The organism is Pseudomonas sp. GQ91 (genome assembly GCF_059758795.1).
Genome location: NZ_JCAXED010000001.1, coordinates 485,080 through 504,445, shown reverse-complemented (window position 1 = coordinate 504,445; position 19,366 = coordinate 485,080). Strand labels below are relative to the sequence as shown.

The 19,366-nt window shown below is 58.6% G+C and carries 13 protein-coding genes; 9 read left to right on the top strand and 4 right to left on the bottom strand.

The genetic code is table 11. The features are described from left to right. Window positions 1-4: 4 nt before the first annotated feature. Genes tssE through tssB form a run of 3 tightly spaced genes read right to left on the bottom strand, consistent with a single transcriptional unit; the run spans window position 5 to window position 2,433 of the window. Window positions 5-421, bottom strand: coding sequence for a type VI secretion system baseplate subunit TssE (tssE, locus tag AC6CIA_RS01905; protein ID WP_498310377.1), 417 nt, complete (start codon window positions 419-421; stop codon window positions 5-7). Further along, on the bottom strand, window positions 422-1,900 hold the full coding sequence (gene tssC / locus AC6CIA_RS01900) for a type VI secretion system contractile sheath large subunit (RefSeq protein WP_498310376.1): 1,479 nt from the start codon (window positions 1,898-1,900) through the stop codon (window positions 422-424). It abuts the gene before it with no gap. 29 nt (window positions 1,901-1,929) lie between these two features. Then, window positions 1,930-2,433, bottom strand: coding sequence for a type VI secretion system contractile sheath small subunit (gene tssB, locus AC6CIA_RS01895; protein WP_498310375.1), 504 nt, complete (start codon window positions 2,431-2,433; stop codon window positions 1,930-1,932). Between the two features lie 339 nt (window positions 2,434-2,772). Here tssB and vasI point away from each other — a divergent pair, with 339 nt between their 5' ends. The 9 genes from vasI to gorA all read left to right on the top strand — a co-directional run bounded on the left by vasI (window position 2,773) and on the right by gorA (window position 18,201). Continuing rightward, window positions 2,773-3,438: a type VI secretion system-associated protein VasI gene (gene vasI, locus AC6CIA_RS01890; RefSeq protein WP_498310374.1), complete on the top strand. Its 666-nt coding sequence runs from the start codon at window positions 2,773-2,775 to the stop codon at window positions 3,436-3,438. Continuing rightward, on the top strand, window positions 3,426-4,844 hold the full coding sequence (gene tssA, locus AC6CIA_RS01885) for a type VI secretion system protein TssA (RefSeq protein ID WP_498310373.1): 1,419 nt from the start codon (window positions 3,426-3,428) through the stop codon (window positions 4,842-4,844). The genes vasI and tssA overlap by 13 nt, the downstream gene beginning before the upstream one ends. A gap of 4 nt (window positions 4,845-4,848) precedes the next feature. After that, window positions 4,849-7,371 carry a type VI secretion system Vgr family protein gene (locus tag AC6CIA_RS01880; RefSeq protein WP_498310372.1) on the top strand — a complete coding sequence of 841 codons (2,523 nt, stop codon included), beginning with the start codon at window positions 4,849-4,851 and terminating at the stop codon, window positions 7,369-7,371. Next, entirely contained in the window at window positions 7,368-8,645 is a 1,278-nt protein-coding gene (locus AC6CIA_RS01875) for a T6SS immunity protein Tli4 family protein (protein WP_498310371.1), read from the top strand. Before AC6CIA_RS01880 ends, AC6CIA_RS01875 begins: the two co-directional genes overlap by 4 nt. 24 nt (window positions 8,646-8,669) lie before the next feature. Continuing rightward, complete coding sequence (locus tag AC6CIA_RS01870; RefSeq protein WP_498310370.1) at window positions 8,670-10,460, top strand: esterase/lipase family protein; 1,791 nt, start codon at window positions 8,670-8,672, stop codon at window positions 10,458-10,460. Then, window positions 10,448-11,695: a T6SS immunity protein Tli4 family protein gene (locus AC6CIA_RS01865; protein WP_498310369.1), complete on the top strand. Its 1,248-nt coding sequence runs from the start codon at window positions 10,448-10,450 to the stop codon at window positions 11,693-11,695. Before AC6CIA_RS01870 ends, AC6CIA_RS01865 begins: the two co-directional genes overlap by 13 nt. Beyond that, window positions 11,677-13,005, top strand: coding sequence for a T6SS immunity protein Tli4 family protein (locus AC6CIA_RS01860; protein ID WP_498310368.1), 1,329 nt, complete (start codon window positions 11,677-11,679; stop codon window positions 13,003-13,005). Before AC6CIA_RS01865 ends, AC6CIA_RS01860 begins: the two co-directional genes overlap by 19 nt. Before the next feature lie 61 nt (window positions 13,006-13,066). Then, window positions 13,067-16,687, top strand: coding sequence for a type VI secretion system membrane subunit TssM (tssM, locus tag AC6CIA_RS01855; RefSeq protein ID WP_498310367.1), 3,621 nt, complete (start codon window positions 13,067-13,069; stop codon window positions 16,685-16,687). A 155-nt stretch (window positions 16,688-16,842) separates the two neighbouring features. Beyond that, entirely contained in the window at window positions 16,843-18,201 is a 1,359-nt protein-coding gene (gene gorA / locus AC6CIA_RS01850; RefSeq protein ID WP_498310366.1) for a glutathione-disulfide reductase, read from the top strand. On the opposite strand, the gene AC6CIA_RS01845 is transcribed toward gorA, so the two are convergent. After that, window positions 18,202-19,215, bottom strand: a complete 1,014-nt coding sequence (locus tag AC6CIA_RS01845; protein ID WP_498310365.1) for a DNA-binding protein — start codon at window positions 19,213-19,215, stop codon at window positions 18,202-18,204. It abuts the gene before it with no gap. Between the last annotated feature and the right edge of the window lie 151 nt (window positions 19,216-19,366).

Sequence of the window (19,366 nt, the reverse complement as noted above, 5' to 3'; positions counted from 1 at the left end):
ATCCTCATTTCACTCGGGTGTAACCGTTGCGGCCGTGCATGGCCACGTCGATCTGCACCTGTTCTTCCTTGTGGTTGACCCGCACCTGGCAATCGAGGCGAAAATTCAGCTCCAGCGGCAAGTCCGGGTCGGGTTGATGACGCACGCCCATTACCCTGATGCGCGGCTCAAACGCTTCTATCGAACGCCGAATGTCAGCGCTGATGGCGACCACCAGATCACTGCTGGCCTGGGTGACGCCGTTGAAGTCGCGCAGGCCCAGCTCAGGACTGCTTTGCGAGCAGCCTTGGCGCGAGTTCAGCAGGTGTTCCAGGTGCCGTTTGATTGCGTCGATCCGCCGGCGCGCTTGTTCATCCGCGCAGCCTTGGCGGTAGCGCGGTGCGTTGGGTTCAAGGCGTTCGAACAGGCTGGCCGTGGCCACCTATTGGGTGTCCAGTCGACCGACCAGGGAAATCTCGAAGTTGGCGCCCATGTACTTGAAGTGCGGTCGCACCGCCAGCGCCACTTGGTACCAACCCGGATTGCCAGCGACGTCCTGCACGACAATGTGCGCCGCGCGCAAGGGACGACGGCTGCGCACGTCGCTCGAAGGGTTTTCCTGATCAGCGATGTATTGCTTGAGCCAGGTGTTCAGCTCGCGCTCCAAGTCCTGGCGCTCCTTCCAACTGCCAATTTGTTCGCGTTGCAGCACCTTGATGTAGTGGGCCAGGCGATTGACGATAAACAGGTAGGGCAACTGGGTACCGAGCTTGTAGTTGGTCTGGGCCTCCTGGCCTTCGCGGGTCTTGGGGAAGTTTTTGGGCTTCTGCACTGAGTTGGCAGAGAAGAACGCCGCGTTATCGCTGTCCTTGCGCATGGTCAGCGGGATAAATCCGGCTTCGGCCAGCTCGAACTCCTTGCGGTCGGAGATCAATACTTCGGTGGGAATCTTGGCCTGTAACTGTCCGAGTGATTCATACAGGTGCAGCGGCAGATCGTCCACCGCACCGCCGGATTGCGGGCCGATAATGTTCGGGCACCAGCGGTAGCGGGCGAAACTGTCGGTAATGCGGGAGGCCATCAGGTATGCGGTGTTACCCCAAAGGTAGTTATCGTGATTGCCGTCGACGGCCTCGTCATAGCCAAAGCTGCGTACCGTGTTGTCCTCGGTGCTGTACGGGGTGCGCAACAGGAATCGCGGCATGGTCAAGGCCAGATGGCGTGCATCTTCCGATTCACGCAGGCTTCTCCATTTGGTGTGCCGCGGACCGTCAAAAATATCGCTGATTTCCTTGAGGTCGGGCAGGCCCTGGAAACCCTCCAGGTTGAAAAGCTCGGGCCCCGCCGCCGAGACAAAAGGTGCATGGGACATGGCACCGATAGAGGCCACATAGCTCAACAATTTGATGTCCGGCGAACTGGGGCCGAAGGTGTAGTTGCCAATGATGGCGCCGACGGGCTCGCCGCCAAACTGGCCGTAGCCGGCGGTGTAGACGTGCTTGTACAAGCCGCTGCGGGTGATGTCACCGGCGTTGTCGAAGTCGTCCAGCAGTTCTTCCTTGGTGACATGCAGCATTTCCAGCTTGATGTTCTCGCGAAAGTCGGTGCGATCCACCAGCAGCTTCAGCCCGCGCCACGCCGACTCCAGTTGTTGGAATTGCGGCTGATGCAGGATCACGTCCATCTGCTTACCCAGCGCGCGGTCGATTTCGACGATCATCTGGTCGACCCGATGCTTGTTGATTGGCTGCTGATGATCGCCGCTTTGCAAGATTTCGCTGATGAACGCGGCCACGCCTTGGCGGGCAATGGCATAACCTTCCTGGGTGGGACGAATGGTAGTGTTGGCCAACAGTTGATCGAGTAACGAGGGCTCTTCGTCGGTGACCAGCCTTTCGGCGGCGGCACTTTCCCTAGGCATGAGGCTTACTCCATTGTAAACAAGTGGGATCAGTTAGTTGGCGCGTCGAGCACCAGATTGAGTTCACTGGCCAAACGGTGGCGAGCGGTTTCATCAGTCAGCAGACGTTGCAGATGTTTGCGAAAGGCAGGGACGTTACCCAGCGGACCTTTAAGCGCGACCAGGGCTTCACGTAGTTCGAGCAACTTGTTCAATTCAGGAACTTGCCGTGCCACGGCGTCCGGGCCGAAGTCATTGATGCTGTTGAAGCGCAGGTGCACGTTCAAGTCAGTGTCGTGGTCAGTGCTCAGGGCAGAAGGCACCGCCATTTTCAGGCCTATTGCGGCTTTGGCCAGTACTTCGTTGAATGTGTCTTTGTCGATACGGATGGATTGCCGATCCTCCAGGGCGGCTAGTTCGCCGTGCCCTTTGAAGTCCCCCGTGATCAGTACCTTCAGAGGCAACTCGACTTCGGCTTGTTGGTCGCCCGTGGCCGGGACGTACTTGATGTTGATACGCTCTTTTGGTGCGACAGAACCGTGAGTCTTTGACATGGAAAAAGTCCGTTTTCGTAAGGTCGGACTATTAGAAACAGCTGTTTCAATGTTTGTCATGTCGGACGATGCCGACGCGGATCGTGGGTATTTGGTGTAGGAAAAAGCGTTTGTGCCATTTGCGTACTTGTCCTACATAAGTTTTAGATGAGTCTGAGGGAAGTCTCTTTTTATTCAGGTCTTAACACAAAGTTTTGCGCCTTTAACTTGCCTATTCATTACCTGTCGAGTGAATCTCTGATAGGCGATCACATTAACTTTTCGGATCACCTGGTTAGTTAGGAAAGTTCAAGTCATTGTCCTGTTCGGATTTCGACGAGGCATATTAGGAGGCGGTTGATGCGCAACGGATGGCAGCGATGGAGTTGGAGGTTATGCCTGGCAATGGCGGCGGCGGTGGGGGCGCAGGCAACGTCAGCAGCCCAGGATTGCCCGGCGATCGTCTCGCCCTTGAAGCGGCTCGAGTGTTTTGACCTGGCGGCGGGCACTCCCCTTCACCCGCCGCCGGTGCCGCGCGCCCTGGGACGGGTGCTGCCGATCGTCGATCTGGTCCAGCGTAATGAGCTCAAACGTCGACCCGAGGACCAGCGCTTTGTGTTGTCGTTGTTCCCCGAACCGGACAACCACCAGCAGCAACGGGTGGTGATCTCGGCCCCGGCCTTGGGCGCATTGCCGCCCCGGCCATATCTGGCAATCAGCTGCGAATCAAATATCTCGCGCCTGCAACTGGTGCTGGATGAGCCAGCAAGGCCCAACAAAGTTCGGATCCAGCTATTCAAGGACGGGCGCCCGGTGTCTGAGGCGTATCAATGGCAGGTACTGGATGACGCCGGCCTGGTAGTCGATGCCGGGCGAGGGCTGCAGGCCATTTCGCTGTTGCGCAATATGGGCGGTGGTCAACGCCTGCGGCTTGAGAGTGATTATCCTCGGCTGCACGGCCTGGTATTTGACGCGCAAGGACTGGGCGAGTTGATCGAGCAGGAGCGCCAAGTATGTCGCTGGTGATTGACGTACCGGCGAACACCGCAAAACTGTTGCTGACGCCCATTGAACTCGAGCAACCGGCCGGGCACTTCGATGTGGAGGATGAGACCTACCAAGCTATTGACCAGGAAATGGTCAAATTGGGTGGCCTGCGTGAGGGCGACATTGACTGGCCGTATATCGATGAAGCGTCCCGGCAATACCTGGCGACCCAATGCAAACATTGGCGCATCATCGGCCATCTGCAGGCGGTTTGGCTGCGCACCCGGCAATGGGCGCGCTGGGCCGGAGCCCTCGGCTTGCTGGCGGGCATGGTCGAGTTGTATTGGGACAGCGCCTACCCCAAGCCAGGGCCGACCGGCTATTTGAACAAGCGCAAGCAAGTGCAGCGTTTGCTGGCAGACCTTGCGCAAGCGCTGCCGGGCCTGGACCGCAGCAGCTTCGCACCCTGCCATCAGGCGGCAGCAGAACTGGCCCTGGCCATTCTGCAACGCTGTGTTGAACACGCCAAGTTGGACCCGGCGCCGATAGACGCGCTGCAGCGCAAACTGGACAAGTACAACGAACCGGTTGTTCCGGCACAGGCGGCGGGCATTTCCGCCTCTGGCAGCGTGTTGGGTTCAGCCTTTTTTCCCGCCCCCAAACCCCACCTGCCCGGTAGCGAACGTGAGCAACGGCGGGCGCTGTTGCACATGGCTGAACAGATCAACCAGCAAGATCCCTACGACCCCACCGGCTACCAATTGCGCCGCTTTGGCCTGTGGTCGCATTTGCGCACAGCGCCCTTGATCATGCGCGACCTGCGTACGGAATTGACCGCCGTGCCCCGGGATATCGTCGAGGGATATCAGGATGCACTGAGCAACAGCAGCCTCGCGCCCGACGTGCTGCTGCGCATCGAAAAAAGCGTCTGCGCCTCACCGTATTGGCTACGCGGCAGCTACCTGGCAGCCCATGTCGCCTCGCGTCTGGCGATGGAGGAGGTAGCCGCTGCGATCCGCCTGGCCTGTGAACGTTTCGTCTGCCGTTTGCCTGCCCTGACAGAGCTGTGTTTCAGCGACGGCACACCGTTTGTGGACGCACAAACGGAGGCATGGATCACCGGTGCCGACCAGGCTGGAATGGTGGGCAGCCCCGTGCAGGAATACGCCGGGCTGCGCGACGAACTGGCGACCCAACTCAATACCGAAGGCGTCGAAGTGGTGTTGTTGCGCCTGCAGGCATTACACGCCGGCCATGAGGCCCCGCGCCAACGCAGCTACGCCACGGTGATCGCCGCCGACCTGCTGGCGTCCCGCGGGCTGTCTTGGCTGGCGGACGACCTGTACGCCAATGTTGCGCGGTTGATGCGCGATACCACGGCGCAGGGCTGGGAGCCGGAGCTTTATCAGAAGGTAGCAGCCGTTCTCAGCGAACATAAGGATTAGCCTCATGCCCCGCCAAAGCGATCTGCGCTACACCTTCGAACCGCTGCGTGGCGAGCCCTTCGAGGTGGTCTCGTTCAAGCTCGACGAAGGCCTGTCCCAGCCGTTCAAGCTGGAGTTGGAGCTGGTCAGCCATCACCCGGCCGTTGATTTTTATCGGGTGCTCGACTTGGCGGGGCTGTTCACCATTTGGCGCGGTGAAACCCCAGTGCGCTATGTCCACGGTCTGGTCAGCCTGTTTCATCAGGGCGACACCGGCTTCCGACGCACCCGTTACAGCGCCGTACTCGAACCGACCTTGGCCCGCTTCCAGTTGCGCTCCAACTGGCGCATCTTCCAGGGCCAGAACGTGCCCGACATCATCACCAGCGTGCTCGCCGAGCAGAAGCTGAGCGACCTGCGCAGCGAGATCTGCTTCGAGCACCAACCCCGCGAATACTGCGTGCAGGCCGGTGAAACCGACCTCGCCTTCATCGCCCGACTCGCCGCCGAAGAAGGCTTGCTCTACACCTTCGAACACCGCGTCGACGGCCACACCCTCATCCTCACCGACCGCGTTGGCGGCTTGGGCACCATCGGTACCCACGAACACTGCCCGGTGATTTACCAACCCATGGCCGGCGGCGATGCCACGGAACCGGCGCTGCATCGCTTCCACTACACCGAACAAGTGCGCACCGCCGTGCAGGTACAACGTGACTACACCTTCACCCACCCGCGCTACAACCAGCAACACACCGTCAGCGGTGACCAGGACCTGAACAATCAGCACAAGGACTACGAACGCTACGACTACCCCGGACGCTACAAGCGTGACATCGCCGGCAAACCCTTCACCCAGACCCGCCTGGCCGCATTACGCAATGACGCCAAACTGGCGCACCTGACCGGCGATGACGCACGCCTGCAACCCGGTTTGGCCTTCGACCTGAACGAACATCCACGCGAGGACTTCAACGACCGCTGGCGCACCATTGCCGTCTCCCACGAAGGCAAGCAGCACACCAGCCTGGAGGAGGAAATGCTTGGCAGCGACCGTGGCACTTCCTATGAGCTGAAGGCCAGCGCCATCCGCTGGACCGCCGACTGGAAAGCCCCGCTGTGCAACAAACCGCGCATCGACGGCCCGCAGATTGCCACCGTGGTGGGCCCGCCTGGGGAGGAGATCTATTGCGATGAATGGGGCCGGGTCAAGGTGCAATTCCCATGGGACCGCTCGGATAAAAACAACGACCACAGTTCGTGCTGGATCCGCGTGACCCAAGGCTGGGCCGGGGCGACCTGGGGTTCCATGGCGATTCCGCGCGTGGGGCAGGAGTTGGTTATCAGCTATCTGGATGGCGATCCCGACCAGCCTATCGCCACTGGGCGTGCATATCGCCAGACCAATCTTCCACCCTATGCATTGCCCAAGCTCAACACCGTAGCAACGACCAAAAGCCGCGAGTTCAAGGGCACACGAGCCAATGAGTTGCGCATTGACGACACCACCGCGCAGATCAGCGCGGCGTTAATGAGTGATCACGAACATAGTGCTCTGCATCTCGGCTACCTCACACATCCGCGCCACTACGGCGGGGGACAGCCGAGGGGGGAAGGTTTTGAGCTACGTACTGACGGTCACGGCGCATTGCGCGCGGCAAAGGGTTTGTTGCTGACCGCCGAAGCACAACTGAAGGCCGGCGCGGGTCAACTGGAACGCCAACAGGTGATCGATGTGCTGCAAGCCGCCCTGACATTGGCCAAGCAGTTGGGGGCATCGGCTGAAGACGCTCAAGGTGTGGCCCAGGATTCGCAGCCGCAACAGACGTTGACCGATGCGCTAAACACCCTCGGCCACGGCGCCAACGATCAAGCCAGCGGGGCAGGGAATGGTGGGCAACCCATCATCGCCTTGAGCGGACCTGCCGGGATCGCTCTCGCGACGTCCCGCAGTGTCGCCATGGGCGCAGGCGAGCATATCGACAGCGTGGCACAACACAACCAGCAACTGACGGCAGGTAAAAAAGTGGTGATCAATGCCGGGGACGAACTCGGCCTGTTCGCCCAGGGTGGCGACATGCGCCACATTGCCCACAACGGCCAACTGCTGTTGCAGGCCCAGCACAACAGTATCCATGTGCAAGCGGACCAAAGCGTGGAAATCAGTGCCAGCCAGCAACATGTGCTGGTGGCGGCCGATAAGCACATCACCCTGTTGTGCGGCGGGGCCTATATCAAGATGCAGGGCGGCAACATCGAACTGGGTATGCCCGGCGACTTCACGGTCAAGGCCGCGAACAAATATTTCATTGATCCCGGCCATGCCGCAACGGAACTCAATAGCTGGCCTAGCACGTCGTTCAACGAACGCTTCCAAACCCGCTTCGCCGACGGTCAAGCCATCCGCAACCGTGCCTACGCCTTGGTGCGCAAAGACGGAGCACGTTTCGAAGGCCGGACCGATGGTGAGGGCTTCGTCACCCTGCAACAGGGCATGACGCTCGAAGGGCTTGAACTGGAATGGCTTGATAACGGAGAACCCTCATGACCGATAACCCCTCGGCGCCTCGTGTTGCGCCCATGCGCGGGTGGTTCCTACTGATTGCATGCCTGGGGTTTGCATTAGTAACGGGTTGTGCCGCCTTCCAACAGCCCAGCGAAAAGGAGAAACACACCGTGCGGGAATTGACAAACAACATGCGCACCTGGGCATTCGGGCGTGGGTTGATCGACTTGCCGGCCAGTTGGAGTGGCAGGGGGGACGTCACCTTGTATTACGGTTTGGATGTCGATCACTCAACCGTTGAAGTGCGAGTACTGGGGGAAGGGGTGACGCAGGCTCGGTTTGATGCGGCGGTTGATGAGCGGACAGGTCGGATTGCGGCGGTCAAAAACTATAAATTGTCAGATGTGCCCATGTTGGTTTCCGCGAAGCTTATTTCACCGCAAGGCAAGCTACTTCAGTACTACAAACAAGCAACACGCCGCCAAACTTTCGTGCATGAGTTTCACCAGTTGATTGATGACGTCTACGTCATGCTTCGCGCCGAATCCTACGAAGGCGAAACCGCCCCTGTTGAAGCTCGCCTGATAAAACTCTCGAAAGAAATTTTCAAAGTCGCGCCCGAAAACGCAGGTGCCGGCTTTGCGTTGGGGCCTATCGTGATCAGAAGTCATCACGATCAGGAAATCGCCACTTTCTATTTCCGGCCACCTGCTTCGGACGTGTCGCTGAAAGTCTATGTAAACGCACTCTCGCGAGATGATGAGGAACGTTTGCATGTGCGCACCCCAAAAGACGGGAAAATCTTCCTTGCAAGCGACTACGAAACGTTACGCATAGGAAAAATCACCTTGGCCGGCATGCAAGCCGAAGAGGCGCTGATCGGTTTTAGCGATGACACACACCGGCAAGTTCTTTTCGTAAGTGAAAATTATCGCGATAACCCGTCCCTTAACCGTCCTGCCATGAGCTTTCGTCTTTCAGCAGGTGGTATCAAAAACAAAGCCAAAGACCCTGATGCCGTAGTCGATCTGGTGCGCTGGACCCTGCCAGCCTTCGCCCGTAAAGGCTATGAGTTACCCCTTTGGCAACGCCCGGCGCGTCCAACTCCCGTCAACCCCTCACTGACCGACTACGAAGCAATGGCCGTCTGGGACGCGATCCTTAAATCCGTGCGTATGCGCTTCAACTCGGTCGCACCCAAACCAGACCCTTACGCCAACTTTCATTGGTACAGCCCTGAAAAAGCCGCTGAAAACAAACGAATACTCGATGAATTCATCGCCAATTTCTCGGAAGGCAAATCTGAAGAGTGGTAAGCGGCGCAACGAAGGAGAGTTTTTATGACCGATAAGCCATCGGCGCCTCGTGTTGCGCCCTTGACCTACAACGCACGGGGCAACCCCGTGCATACCTGGACTCTGACGCCCAGCAATATTACCGATGCGGTGCAATGCATATTGCCGCCGGACGGGATACTGCCGGTGATTTTCGTGCCGGGGATTATGGGGTCGAATTTGAAGAGTAAATCTCAGAACCTTGAGGATGAAGGCCGCCCTGTATGGAGGTTGGATGCCGGATTCCTCGGTAAAAATATGTGGTTAGCCATAAACTGGATCCGAAAATCAGCAGGTGTAAGACAAAAAAAGTTACACCCGCTTCGAGTCGCGGTTGACGACAAGGGCGCGGTACCTGAAAGCCCGGCGGGCTCGGTCACCGCGCCACCTGGGCTGACCCGGAAAAAGACAATGCTGGCCCTGGCCGAACGCTATGAGGAACGTGGTTGGGGCGAGGTCAGCGAAACCAGCTATCACGCTTTCCTGCTCTGGCTGGAAGAAGCGCTCAACAGCGAATTCATGCCTCACCAATGGCCGCAATTCGACATACAGCCGGAGCATCTGCACACCCAGGCAGTCGAGCCCGGCCCAACGCAGATTACCCGGCTTAAACCTGGCATATCCATCGGTATGCCAGGGCTGGGCACCAATCTGGCCAGCCAGTTGCCGCCGATTCTCTCGGATGAGCTGCTGGCGCGAGCCGGCTACCGAATGCCGGTGCATGCCTGTGGGTATAACTGGCTGGACTCCAACGAAAACGCCGCGCGGTTACTCGCTGCACGCATCGATGAACTGATGCATCAATACGGCCGCAACTGTCAGCAGGTGATGTTGGTGACTCATTCCATGGGCGGGCTGGTGGCAAGGCGCTGCGCGCAACTGCCGGGCATGGCCGACAAAATTGCGGGCGTGGTGCATGGGGTGATGCCCGCCACAGGCGCGCCAGTCGCCTACCGCCGCTGCAAGGTTGGCATGAGTGACGAAGATCCCATCGCCGGTGCCGTTATTGGTCCCTCCGGCCAGGAAGTCACCGCCGTTTTTGCCCAGGCACCGGGTGCCTTGCAATTATTGCCGACCCAGAACTACGCACCGGGCTGGTTACGTTTGATTGACGACCAGGGTGCCTCGGCCATGCCGCGCCAACCGGTAAAAGACCCGTACGAAGAGATCTACTTACGCAGGGATCGTTGGTGGGGATTGCTGCGCGAAGAATGGTTGGCGCCGAAGGATGGCGAAGCGATCACGTGGAAAATCTTCGCGGACAATATCCGAAGTGCCAAGGAGTTTCATCAGGACATTGCTGGCTCATATCACCCCCAAACCTACGTCTACTACGGCAACGACGACAAACACCCAAGCTTCGAATCCATCACCTGGCAGATGCGACGCGGGTCGCGTCTGAATGGCCCCTACGCTTCACGCCCGGATGCCTTCACCGTTTCCAACCTGGAGATGCATCAGGTGCGCGATGACGGGCGTAGCCCACTGTATGTCGGCGGCCAAGCTGAAGCCGTGCCGCCTCCGCGTGGCGATCCCGATTCCCCGGTCAGAACCGTGCAGACCAGCCATTGGGAACTGCATTGCCGCATGCAGGATGGCGCGGGCGACGGCACCGTTCCCGTGAGCTCGGGGCGTGCTCCGGTCAGGCATGCGCGCAACGGCGAGGTCCGCCAGCAAATCCAGTCCCCGGGTTTCGATCATGAGGCGTCGTACAGCCATCCGCTCACCCAGCACTTCACCCTTTATTCATTGATCAAGTTAGCGGCAAAAGCCAAGAGGCCTTTATGCGTGGATTGACCATTTTTGTTGTGTGCCTGGTGCTTGGATTACCCGTCGGTTGCTCCACGTTTAGACAGCCCAGCGAAAAGGAGAAACATACCGTGCAGGAATTGACAAACAACATGCGTACCTGGGCATTCGGCCGTGGGTTGATCGACTTGCCGGCCAGTTGGAGTGGCAGTGGGGACGTCACCTTGTATTACGGTTTGGATGCCGATCACTCAACCGTTGAAGTGCAAGTGCTGGGGGAGGGGGTGACGCAGGCACGGTTTGATGCGGCGGTTGATGAACGGGCAGGTCGGATTGCGGCGGTCAAGAACTATAAAATGTCAGATATGCCCATGTTGGTTTCCGCGAAGCTTGTTTCACCGCAAGGCAAGCTACTTCAGTACTACAAACAAGCAACACGCCGCCAAACTTTCGTGCATGAGTTTCACCAGTTGGTTGATGACGTTTACGTCATGCTTCGCGCCGAATCCTACGAAGGCGAAACCGCCCCTGTTGAAGCCCGCCTGATAAAACTCTCGAAAGAAATATTCAAAGTCGCTCCCGAAAACGCAGGTGCGGGCTTTGCCTTGGGCCCCATCGTGATCAGAAGTCATCACGATCAGGAAATCGCCACTTTCTATTTCCGGCCACCCGCCTCAGATGTGACTTTGGAGGTATACGTCAACGCTCTATCGCCAGGCGAAAGTGAGCCTCTGCTGGTCCGCACCAAAGAAACAACCAAAATTTTTCTTGCCGACGATTACGACAAGTTGCGGGCTGGCGCTACAAATATCGCGAGTATGCGAGCCGATGAGTTTTTGATTAGCTTCAGTGACGACACTCACCGTCAACTGCTTTTTCTCGCAGAGAACTACCGCGAGACCCGGTCACTGAATAGTCCTTTTATGAGTTTCAGTCTGTCAGCAGGCGGTATCAAAAGGAAACCAAAAAATCCTGACCTGGAAGTCGACCTTGTCCGCTGGTCCCTGCCTGACTTCGCCAACATAGGCTACGAACTGCCACTCTGGCAGAAACCCGCCACCCCAGCCCCGGTCAATCCCTCGCTGACCGACTACGAAGCCATGGCCGTCTGGGACGCGATCCTCAAGTCCGTACGCATGCGCTTCAACTCGGTCGCACCCAAACCAGACCCTTACGCGAACTTCCGTTGGTACAGCCCTGAAAAAGCTGCAGAGAACAAACGAATACTCGCTGAGTTCATCGCCATCGGGCCGGACGGCGAGCCGTGGAAGTCGGAGAAATGATAATGGGTTGCGACTTTATGTTTTTCATTGACAGCGTTCGCCACACAAAAACGCAGACTTCTCTGCGCGGACTGTTCCTGCTTAGTGCATGCCTGGTGTTTGCATTACTTACGGGTTGTGCCGCCTTCAAACAGCCCAGCCAACAGGAGAAACAACACGTGAGCGAAATGACTACCCACATGCGCACCTGGGCATTCGGCCGAGGGTTGATCGACTTGCCGGCCAATTGGGATGGCAGTGGGGACGTCACCTTGTATTACGGTTTGGATGCCGATCACTCAACCGTTGAAGTGCAAGTGCTGGGGGAAGGGGTGACGCAGGCACGGTTTGATGCGGCGGTTGATGAGCGGGCAGGTCGAATTGCGGCGGTCAAGAACTATAATTTTTCAGATGTTCCCATGTTGGTTTCCGCAAAGCGCGAAACCCAGCAACATAAGTTGTTGCAGTATTACGAAAGCACAGAGCTCCCGGACGTGTTCGTTCATGAGTCTCATCTGCTCATTGATGACGCCTATGTCATGCTCCGCGCCGAATCTTACAATGGCAACACAGCCCCTGTTGAAGCCCGCCTGCTAAAGCTGTCCAAGGAAATATTCAAGGTTGCACCGGAGAACGCAGGTGCGGGCTTTGCCTTGGGGCCCATCGTGATCAGAAGTCATCACGATCAGGAAATCGCCACGTTCTATTTTCGGCCGCCTGCTTCGGATGTGTCGTTGGAGGTTTATGTCAACGCGCTATCACCTAGTCAAACGAAGAGCATCAAGATCCGGACCGAGGAGGGGGCGCGGATCTTTCTCGCTGGTGATTATGAAAACCTTCGGACAGGCCAAATTACATTGGCGGGAATGCCGGCGGAAGAGTCCCTGATCGGCTTCAGTGACGATACCCACCGTCAAATACTCTTCGGGTGCGAAAACTATCGCGAAAATCCCTCCTTTAGCCGTCCGAGCATGAATTTCCGCATGTCTGCGGGTGGAATGAAACGTGCCTCACATGATCCTGCTAAACCAAAGGATCTCGTCCGCTGGAGCCTGCCCGACTTCGCCAACATAGGCTATGAACTCCCACTCTGGCAACAACCCGCCACCCCAAAGCCGGTCAACCCCTCGCTGACCGACTACGAAGCCATGGCCGTCTGGGACGCGATCCTCAAGTCCGTACGCATGCGCTCCAACTCGGTCGCACCCAAGCCAGATCCTTACGCCAATTTCCGTTGGTATAGCCCTGAAAAAGCGGCTGAAAACAAACGAATACTCGATGAGTTCATCGCCAGCTCCAGCTCGCCGAAAGGTAAACCTGAAGAGCAGTAAGCGCGAACCCGCACGTACCAATCAATGACTGCGACTTATAAGAATAGGCTAGGAGCGATTCATGAAAACGGTCTGGGGTTATCTCAAACGATGGGGGCTGCCGGTACTGCGCCAGTTCAATCAGGCGTTGCCGGTGCTGGTGCTGTTGGGCATGGTGTTTTTGCTGATCGGCATCTGGTGGCTGGGGCCGCAGTGGACGTGGGGTGAGCAGCAGCCGTTGGCTGATCTGGCAATGCGGGTCTCGGCCAGCGTCGTGGTGTTGGTCGTTCCACTGCTGGTCTGGGCGTGGCGGGTGCGCAATCGGTACCAGCGTTTGCAGGTCGAACGCCGCCATGAGGCCGCGCTGCAAGCCGATCCGTGCTTGCCTTACCTTGAGGCGCAGGAGCGGGCGTTGGACCGTAGCCTGGAGAGTTTGCTGAACAGCATGGAGCGCCGTCGTTCGCTTTATCAGTTGCCGTGGTATCTGGTGCTGGGCGAGGAGAATGCCGGCAAAACCAGTCTGGTCACGCGCTCCAATCAGAGTTTTTCCCTGTCCCACGTCACCCGGGCTGGCGCGCGCGCCCAGCGCGAGGAACAACTGGCTTATCCGCTGGATTGGTGGATCGGTGACGAGGCCGTGCTGATTGACCCGCCAGGGCAGTTCATCAGCCAGCCGGAGTCGTCGACTGGCGCTTCCGAACAGCACGGCGTGGCCCAAGGCAAGGTCAAGCCTGTGCTGCCCGTCGGCACCCACTCGCGTCTATGGTTGCACCTGCTCGACTGGCTGGCGCGCAACCGCAGCCGTCGGGCGTTAAACGGGGTGGTGTTGGTGATTGATGTGCAGGCTTTGTTGAGGCAGCGTCCTGACCAGCGCAAGACCCACGCCAACCTGCTGCGCACCCGGTTGTTCGAACTGACGCGGCAGTTGGGAACGCGCTTGCCGGTGTACGTGACACTGAGCAAGTTCGATCTGTTGGAGGGTTTCGAAGAGTTCTTTGCCCGGTTGTCGCGCAGTGGCCGAGAAGACCTGTTGGGTTTCACCTTCAGCCTGGACGCGGTGGATGATTTCGATGCCTGGCTGACGGAGTTGACCCGCCAATACCAGGCGTTTGTCGCCTGCCTGAGCGAACAGATTTTCGACGCCGTCAGGGAGTCACGCGGGCTGAGCGAGCGCGATCGTCTGCAGGGGCTGTTGCGTCAAATGGCGGGACTGCGTCCGGCACTGTTTGGCTTCCTGAGCGAAATGCTCGGCAGTGACCGCTTCACCACTCCGGCACTGGTGCGTGGGCTGTACTTTTCATCGGTTTACCAGCAGGGCACCCTGAGCAACGCCTTTGTCAAGGAGGCGGGGCAAGCGTATCAACTGCCGCCACCACCACCTGAGGTCAAACCGCTCGGCGGCGGCGCGATTTACTTCGCCCAGCAATTGTTCCAGCGGGTGATCTACCCTGAAGCGGGGCTGGCGGGGGACAACATCAAGGTGGCCCGCAACAAGCGCCGACTGCTGATCGCCGGATTCAGTGTTGCGTCCCTGGGCTGCCTGGTGGCTGTCGGGACTTGGCAGTTTTACTTCAGCATCAACCGCGATAAAGCTGCCAACGTATTGGCCAAAAGCCAGGAGTTCAGTGCGCGGGATATCGACGCCAAGGTCGACCCCACTGGGCGCAATTTGTTGGCACCGCTGGACCAGATCCGCGAGGCCGTGTTGGTCTATGGCGACTACCGCGAAGCCTGGCCGTTGCTGTCGGATATGGGGCTGTATCAGGGGCGGGCGATTGGGCCGAGGGTGGACGAGGCTTACTTGAATCTGTTGTCCAAGCGCTTTCTGCCGGCTATCGCCAGTGGCGCGTTGGACGCTATCAATGCCGCGCCCGCTGGAAGCAATCAGCAATTGGCCGCTTTGCGTGTCTATCGCATGCTCGAGGAGCGGCAGAATCGTCGACCGGCCATCGTCGAGGAATGGGTCGCCAAACAGTGGCAGCGCGCCTATCCGGGCCAGGGCCAGCTGCAGGCCGCCCTGATGAGTCATTTGGGTTATGCATTGAAATACGCCGATGCCGACTTGCCGCAATACCGCGAGCGAATCGTCCAGGTGCAGCAACAATTGCGGCAGTTGCCCATGGCCGAGCGCGTGTACATGAACCTGAAGCAAGACGCCCTCGAACGGTTGCAGCGCCCGCTGGACCTGCGCACCGAGATCGGCCCGGCGTTTGATATCGTATACCGGCCACTGGGTGATGACGACAGTAGTGGGCTGCAACTGCCGCCGCTGCTCACCGCCAGAGGCTTCAAAGACTACTTCGAGCCCGGGACCCGGAACATCATCGAACTGGCGATGATCGATCAATGGGTACTTGGCGAGCGGCAACGCCTGGACTACTCCGACGAAGATCGCAAAGTCTTGACCCAGCGCGTCCGCGCCTTGTACAGCGCCGACTACATAGACAGCTGGCGGCGGGTGTTGAATCAGTTCGCGGTCACTGACTTTGACGACCTCAGCCACGGCGTGGCGGTGTTGGAGCAAGTCACTGGCCCGGCCGCGCCATTGCGGCGTCTGCTGGAAACCCTGCGGGACAACAGCGTGATCTATCCATCCTTGCCTTTGGTCGAAGGACAGGCGCCGCTTGCCCTGGACAAGGTGTCGGACGGCCAGCGACAGGCGGCGGGGATTCGGCGGGCATTTTCCAGCTTGGCAGAGTTGATTGCGTCGCAGGGCGAACGCCCGTCCTATTACGAAGAAGCCTTGCATGCGGTCAGCGCGGTCTATGACTACGCCAAAGCGGTACAGGACAATCCCGCCCCCGGCAAAGCGGCACTGAAAACCGTGCTCAGCCGCTTCTCCCTCGGCGGCGCCGATCCGATTGCCAACTTGCAACGGGTTGCCGTGGGGTTGCCCGAGCCATTGAATCAGCACGTCAAGCAACTTGCCGACCAGACCTCGCAGGTGTTGGTGATCGCTGCATTGCGCGAACTGGAAAAGCGCTGGGACAGTGAAATCTACAGTTTCTACCGTGAGCGGCTGGCGGGCCGCTACCCGTTCAAGGCCAGTGGCGAGGATGCGTCGCTGGAGGATTTTGAAGCCTTCTTCGGCCCACAGGGGCGGCTGCAACGGTTTGATGATCAATACCTGAGCGTGTTTCTCAAGGACAACCTTGATGCCCTGTACTCCGACAGCCTCGGTGGCTACCTGGTGCGTACCGATGTGCTGGAGCAACTGAAAAAAGTCGAGCGCATCCGCGACACCTTCTTCAATCATCGCGGGCACCTGGCGGTGCAACTTAGCGTCGAACCCCTGGCACTCAGCGCGACGCGCCTGAGCAGCATGCTCAGCGTCGACGGCCAATTGATTCCTTATCAGCATGGCGCGCCGCAACGCACGGGGCTGGTGTGGCCCAACAGTCTGGGCAATACCACTGGCAGCCAGTTGACCCTGGTGCACAGCACCGGCAATACCGCCAGTTTGAGCTACCGCGGGCCGTGGTCGCTGTTTCGGCTGCTTAGCCGTGGACACCTCAATGGCCGGACAGAAACCAGTGTGGACCTGACCTTCGCCATTGCCGATGGGTTGATGCGCTACCGGATTGGCGCGCAAAAGACCAACAATCCGATTACCCAGCGCAGCTTTGAAGGGTTTTTCCTGCCTCGAACCCTGTTGGAGGAGCGTCGAAGCAGCAAGACCACCGGCAAGGTCGCCCAGCGGTGAGGGTGCCCAGACACTCTGCAATCAGCATTACTTGCATGGCGCGCAGATTGCCAGGCTTTCACACAGCCTGTGCGGTTGGCTTTCGCGTTATTCAGCCCCATGTATGACCCAAGCTGTATCAGCAGGTATGCTGATGACCTGCCGAGGAGAGTGAAATGGCCTACGATTTTGATCTGTATGTAATTGGCGCCGGTTCCGGCGGTGTGCGGGCTGCGCGGTTTGCGGCGGGTTTTGGCGCCAAAGTGGCTGTGGCTGAAAGCCGCTATTTGGGTGGCACCTGTGTCAACGTTGGCTGCGTGCCGAAAAAGCTGCTGGTCTACGGCGCGCATTTTGCCGAAGACTTCGAGCAAGCCAGTGGTTTTGGCTGGTCCCTGGGCGAAGCCAACTTCGATTGGGCGACCCTGATCGCCAACAAGGATCGCGAGATCAATCGCCTTAATGGCATTTACCGCAATCTGCTGCTCAACAGCGGTGTCACCCTGCATGAAGGTCATGCGCGCCTGACTGGGCCGCACGAGGTGGAAATCAATGGCCAGCGCTTCAGCGCCGAGCACATTCTGATTGCCACCGGCGGCTGGCCGCAGATTCCTGAAATTCCCGGACACGAACATGCTATCGGCTCCAACGAGGCGTTCTTCCTCAAACAGTTGCCCAAGCGTGTGCTGGTGGTCGGCGGTGGTTACATCGCGGTGGAGTTCGCGGGGATCTTCCACGGTCTCGGGGCGCAGACGTCGCTGCTGTATCGCGGTGACCTTTTCCTGCGTGGATTTGACGGAGCAGTGCGCCAGCACTTGCAGGAAGAATTGACCAAGCGCGGCCTTGATCTGCAATTCAATGCGGATATTGCGCGTATCGACAAGCAGGCCGATGGCAGTCTCAAGGCCACGCTGAAAGATGGGCGAGTGCTGGAAGCCGATTGTGTGTTCTATGCCACGGGTCGACGTCCGATGCTCGATAACCTGGGGCTGGAAACCACCGGCGTCACGCTTGATAAGCGGGGGTTTGTCGAGGTTAATGACCTGTACCAGACCGCCGAGTCGTCGATCCTGGCGATTGGCGATGTCATTGGGCGCGTGCAGCTAACGCCCGTGGCCCTGGCGGAAGGCATGGCCGTCGCTCGCCGTCTGTTCAAGCCTGAGCAGTATCGTCCGGTTGACTACGCGATGATTCCGACAGCGGTGTTCAGCTTGCCGAATATCGGCACGGTGGGCCTGAGCGAAGAGCAGGCCAGGGCCGATGGCCATAAGGTGCAGATCTTTGAAAGCCGCTTCCGCCCGATGAAGTTGACCCTTACGGATTGTCAGGAGCGGACCCTGATGAAGCTGGTGGTCGATGCCGATACCGACAAGGTGCTGGGTTGCCATATGGTTGGGCCGGATGCGGGCGAGATCGTCCAAGGCCTCGCGATCGCCCTCAAAGCGGGGGCGACCAAACAGCATTTCGATGAAACCATTGGCGTGCACCCGACGGCGGCCGAAGAATTCGTCACCATGCGCACGCCCGTATCGAGCTGATCAGGTAGTGGTGGTTGCTGTTGCTTCTGGCGGTGTCGCAACGACGGCCGCCAGGCGCAACGCTTCAATACTGGCCTGGGCCTTGGCCAAGTCGATCTCCAGGGATTTGTTGATCTGTTGGTGCTCGGCCAACGCTTCCTGGCGCGCCTGGGTTTCCAGCAGGGCAACCCGCAGACGCTCTTGCAGCAGACTGCGCTCGGCGTCGATCAGGTTGAGCTGCTCGCGCAATTGACGCTGTGCTTCACGGTCCTGGCCGAGCTGCGTCTGCAATGCACTCAGTTCCTTGACGGTGACGCGATGCTCAATCAGCAGACGCTCGTTGTCGCGGTGTAACTGGGTAATTTCGTCCTGGCGCACCATTGCGCTCTGCTGTGCCTGGCGCAGTTCGGCTTGCACCTGTTGCAGCTGACCTTCATGGCGTCGCTGCTCCTGTTCGCGCTGATCCTTGATCGCGTTGCGGTAGTGCTCCAATGCATCTCGCGCATGCAGGTGTTTCTCTTCCAGTGAGCGAATCTGCTCGTCCTTGTCATTGATCCGCAGCTCGTAATCGCTACAGGCCTGGCTCAGGCCGGCGTTGCGGGTTTGCTCGGTCTGCAGGCTGGACAGTGTGCTGTGTAGTGTGGCGCTTTCATCTTGCAGCGCAGCGGCCTGAATCTCGAACTGCTGCTTGAGTAGCGTATGGCCCAGTTCCAACTCTTCCAGTTGAGCGAGCAGGGCGGTTTTCTGCTGTTCGAATTGCGCCAGCGCGTTATCAATCGGTTCCTGGGCCTTGTCTTTCAGGCGCTGGGCCAATTTCCCCACCAGCTCTGCCAGTTCATCGTCAATCGGTGCCTGGGTGATGGCCTGCCGAGATTCACTTTCGTCCAGCTCCTTCAGGTAGCGATGAATCGTGGTTTTCGAGCCGGTATTGCCCATTTCAATGCGCACCGCGTCGATGCTGGGGTTTTCGCCGCGGGCGATGATCGCCAGGCGGGCTGTCTGAACCACTGCTTTGTTGATGCCGCCGCGTGCCATGTTGTCTCCATCGATTTCGTACTGTGGTACATGTTATGTATTTACATACTATATCACATTGAATTATTTGTATAAAATCAGATTATTACAGATGGGATATTGGCGTATTATCCCGTGTCAGGCACGTTTTTAACTGGATGCCCCTCGAAAG

Coding starts and splice junctions, on each gene's coding strand:
- tssC (WP_498310376.1), bottom strand. CDS start 1,900: ATGCCTAGGGAAAGTGCCGCCGCCGAAAGGCTGGTCACCGACGAAGAG.
- tssB (WP_498310375.1), bottom strand. CDS start 2,433: ATGTCAAAGACTCACGGTTCTGTCGCACCAAAAGAGCGTATCAACATC.
- vasI (WP_498310374.1), top strand. CDS start 2,773: ATGCGCAACGGATGGCAGCGATGGAGTTGGAGGTTATGCCTGGCAATG.
- tssA (WP_498310373.1), top strand. CDS start 3,426: ATGTCGCTGGTGATTGACGTACCGGCGAACACCGCAAAACTGTTGCTG.
- AC6CIA_RS01880 (WP_498310372.1), top strand. CDS start 4,849: ATGCCCCGCCAAAGCGATCTGCGCTACACCTTCGAACCGCTGCGTGGC.
- AC6CIA_RS01875 (WP_498310371.1), top strand. CDS start 7,368: ATGACCGATAACCCCTCGGCGCCTCGTGTTGCGCCCATGCGCGGGTGG.
- AC6CIA_RS01870 (WP_498310370.1), top strand. CDS start 8,670: ATGACCGATAAGCCATCGGCGCCTCGTGTTGCGCCCTTGACCTACAAC.
- AC6CIA_RS01865 (WP_498310369.1), top strand. CDS start 10,448: ATGCGTGGATTGACCATTTTTGTTGTGTGCCTGGTGCTTGGATTACCC.
- tssM (WP_498310367.1), top strand. CDS start 13,067: ATGAAAACGGTCTGGGGTTATCTCAAACGATGGGGGCTGCCGGTACTG.
- gorA (WP_498310366.1), top strand. CDS start 16,843: ATGGCCTACGATTTTGATCTGTATGTAATTGGCGCCGGTTCCGGCGGT.
- AC6CIA_RS01845 (WP_498310365.1), bottom strand. CDS start 19,215: ATGGCACGCGGCGGCATCAACAAAGCAGTGGTTCAGACAGCCCGCCTG.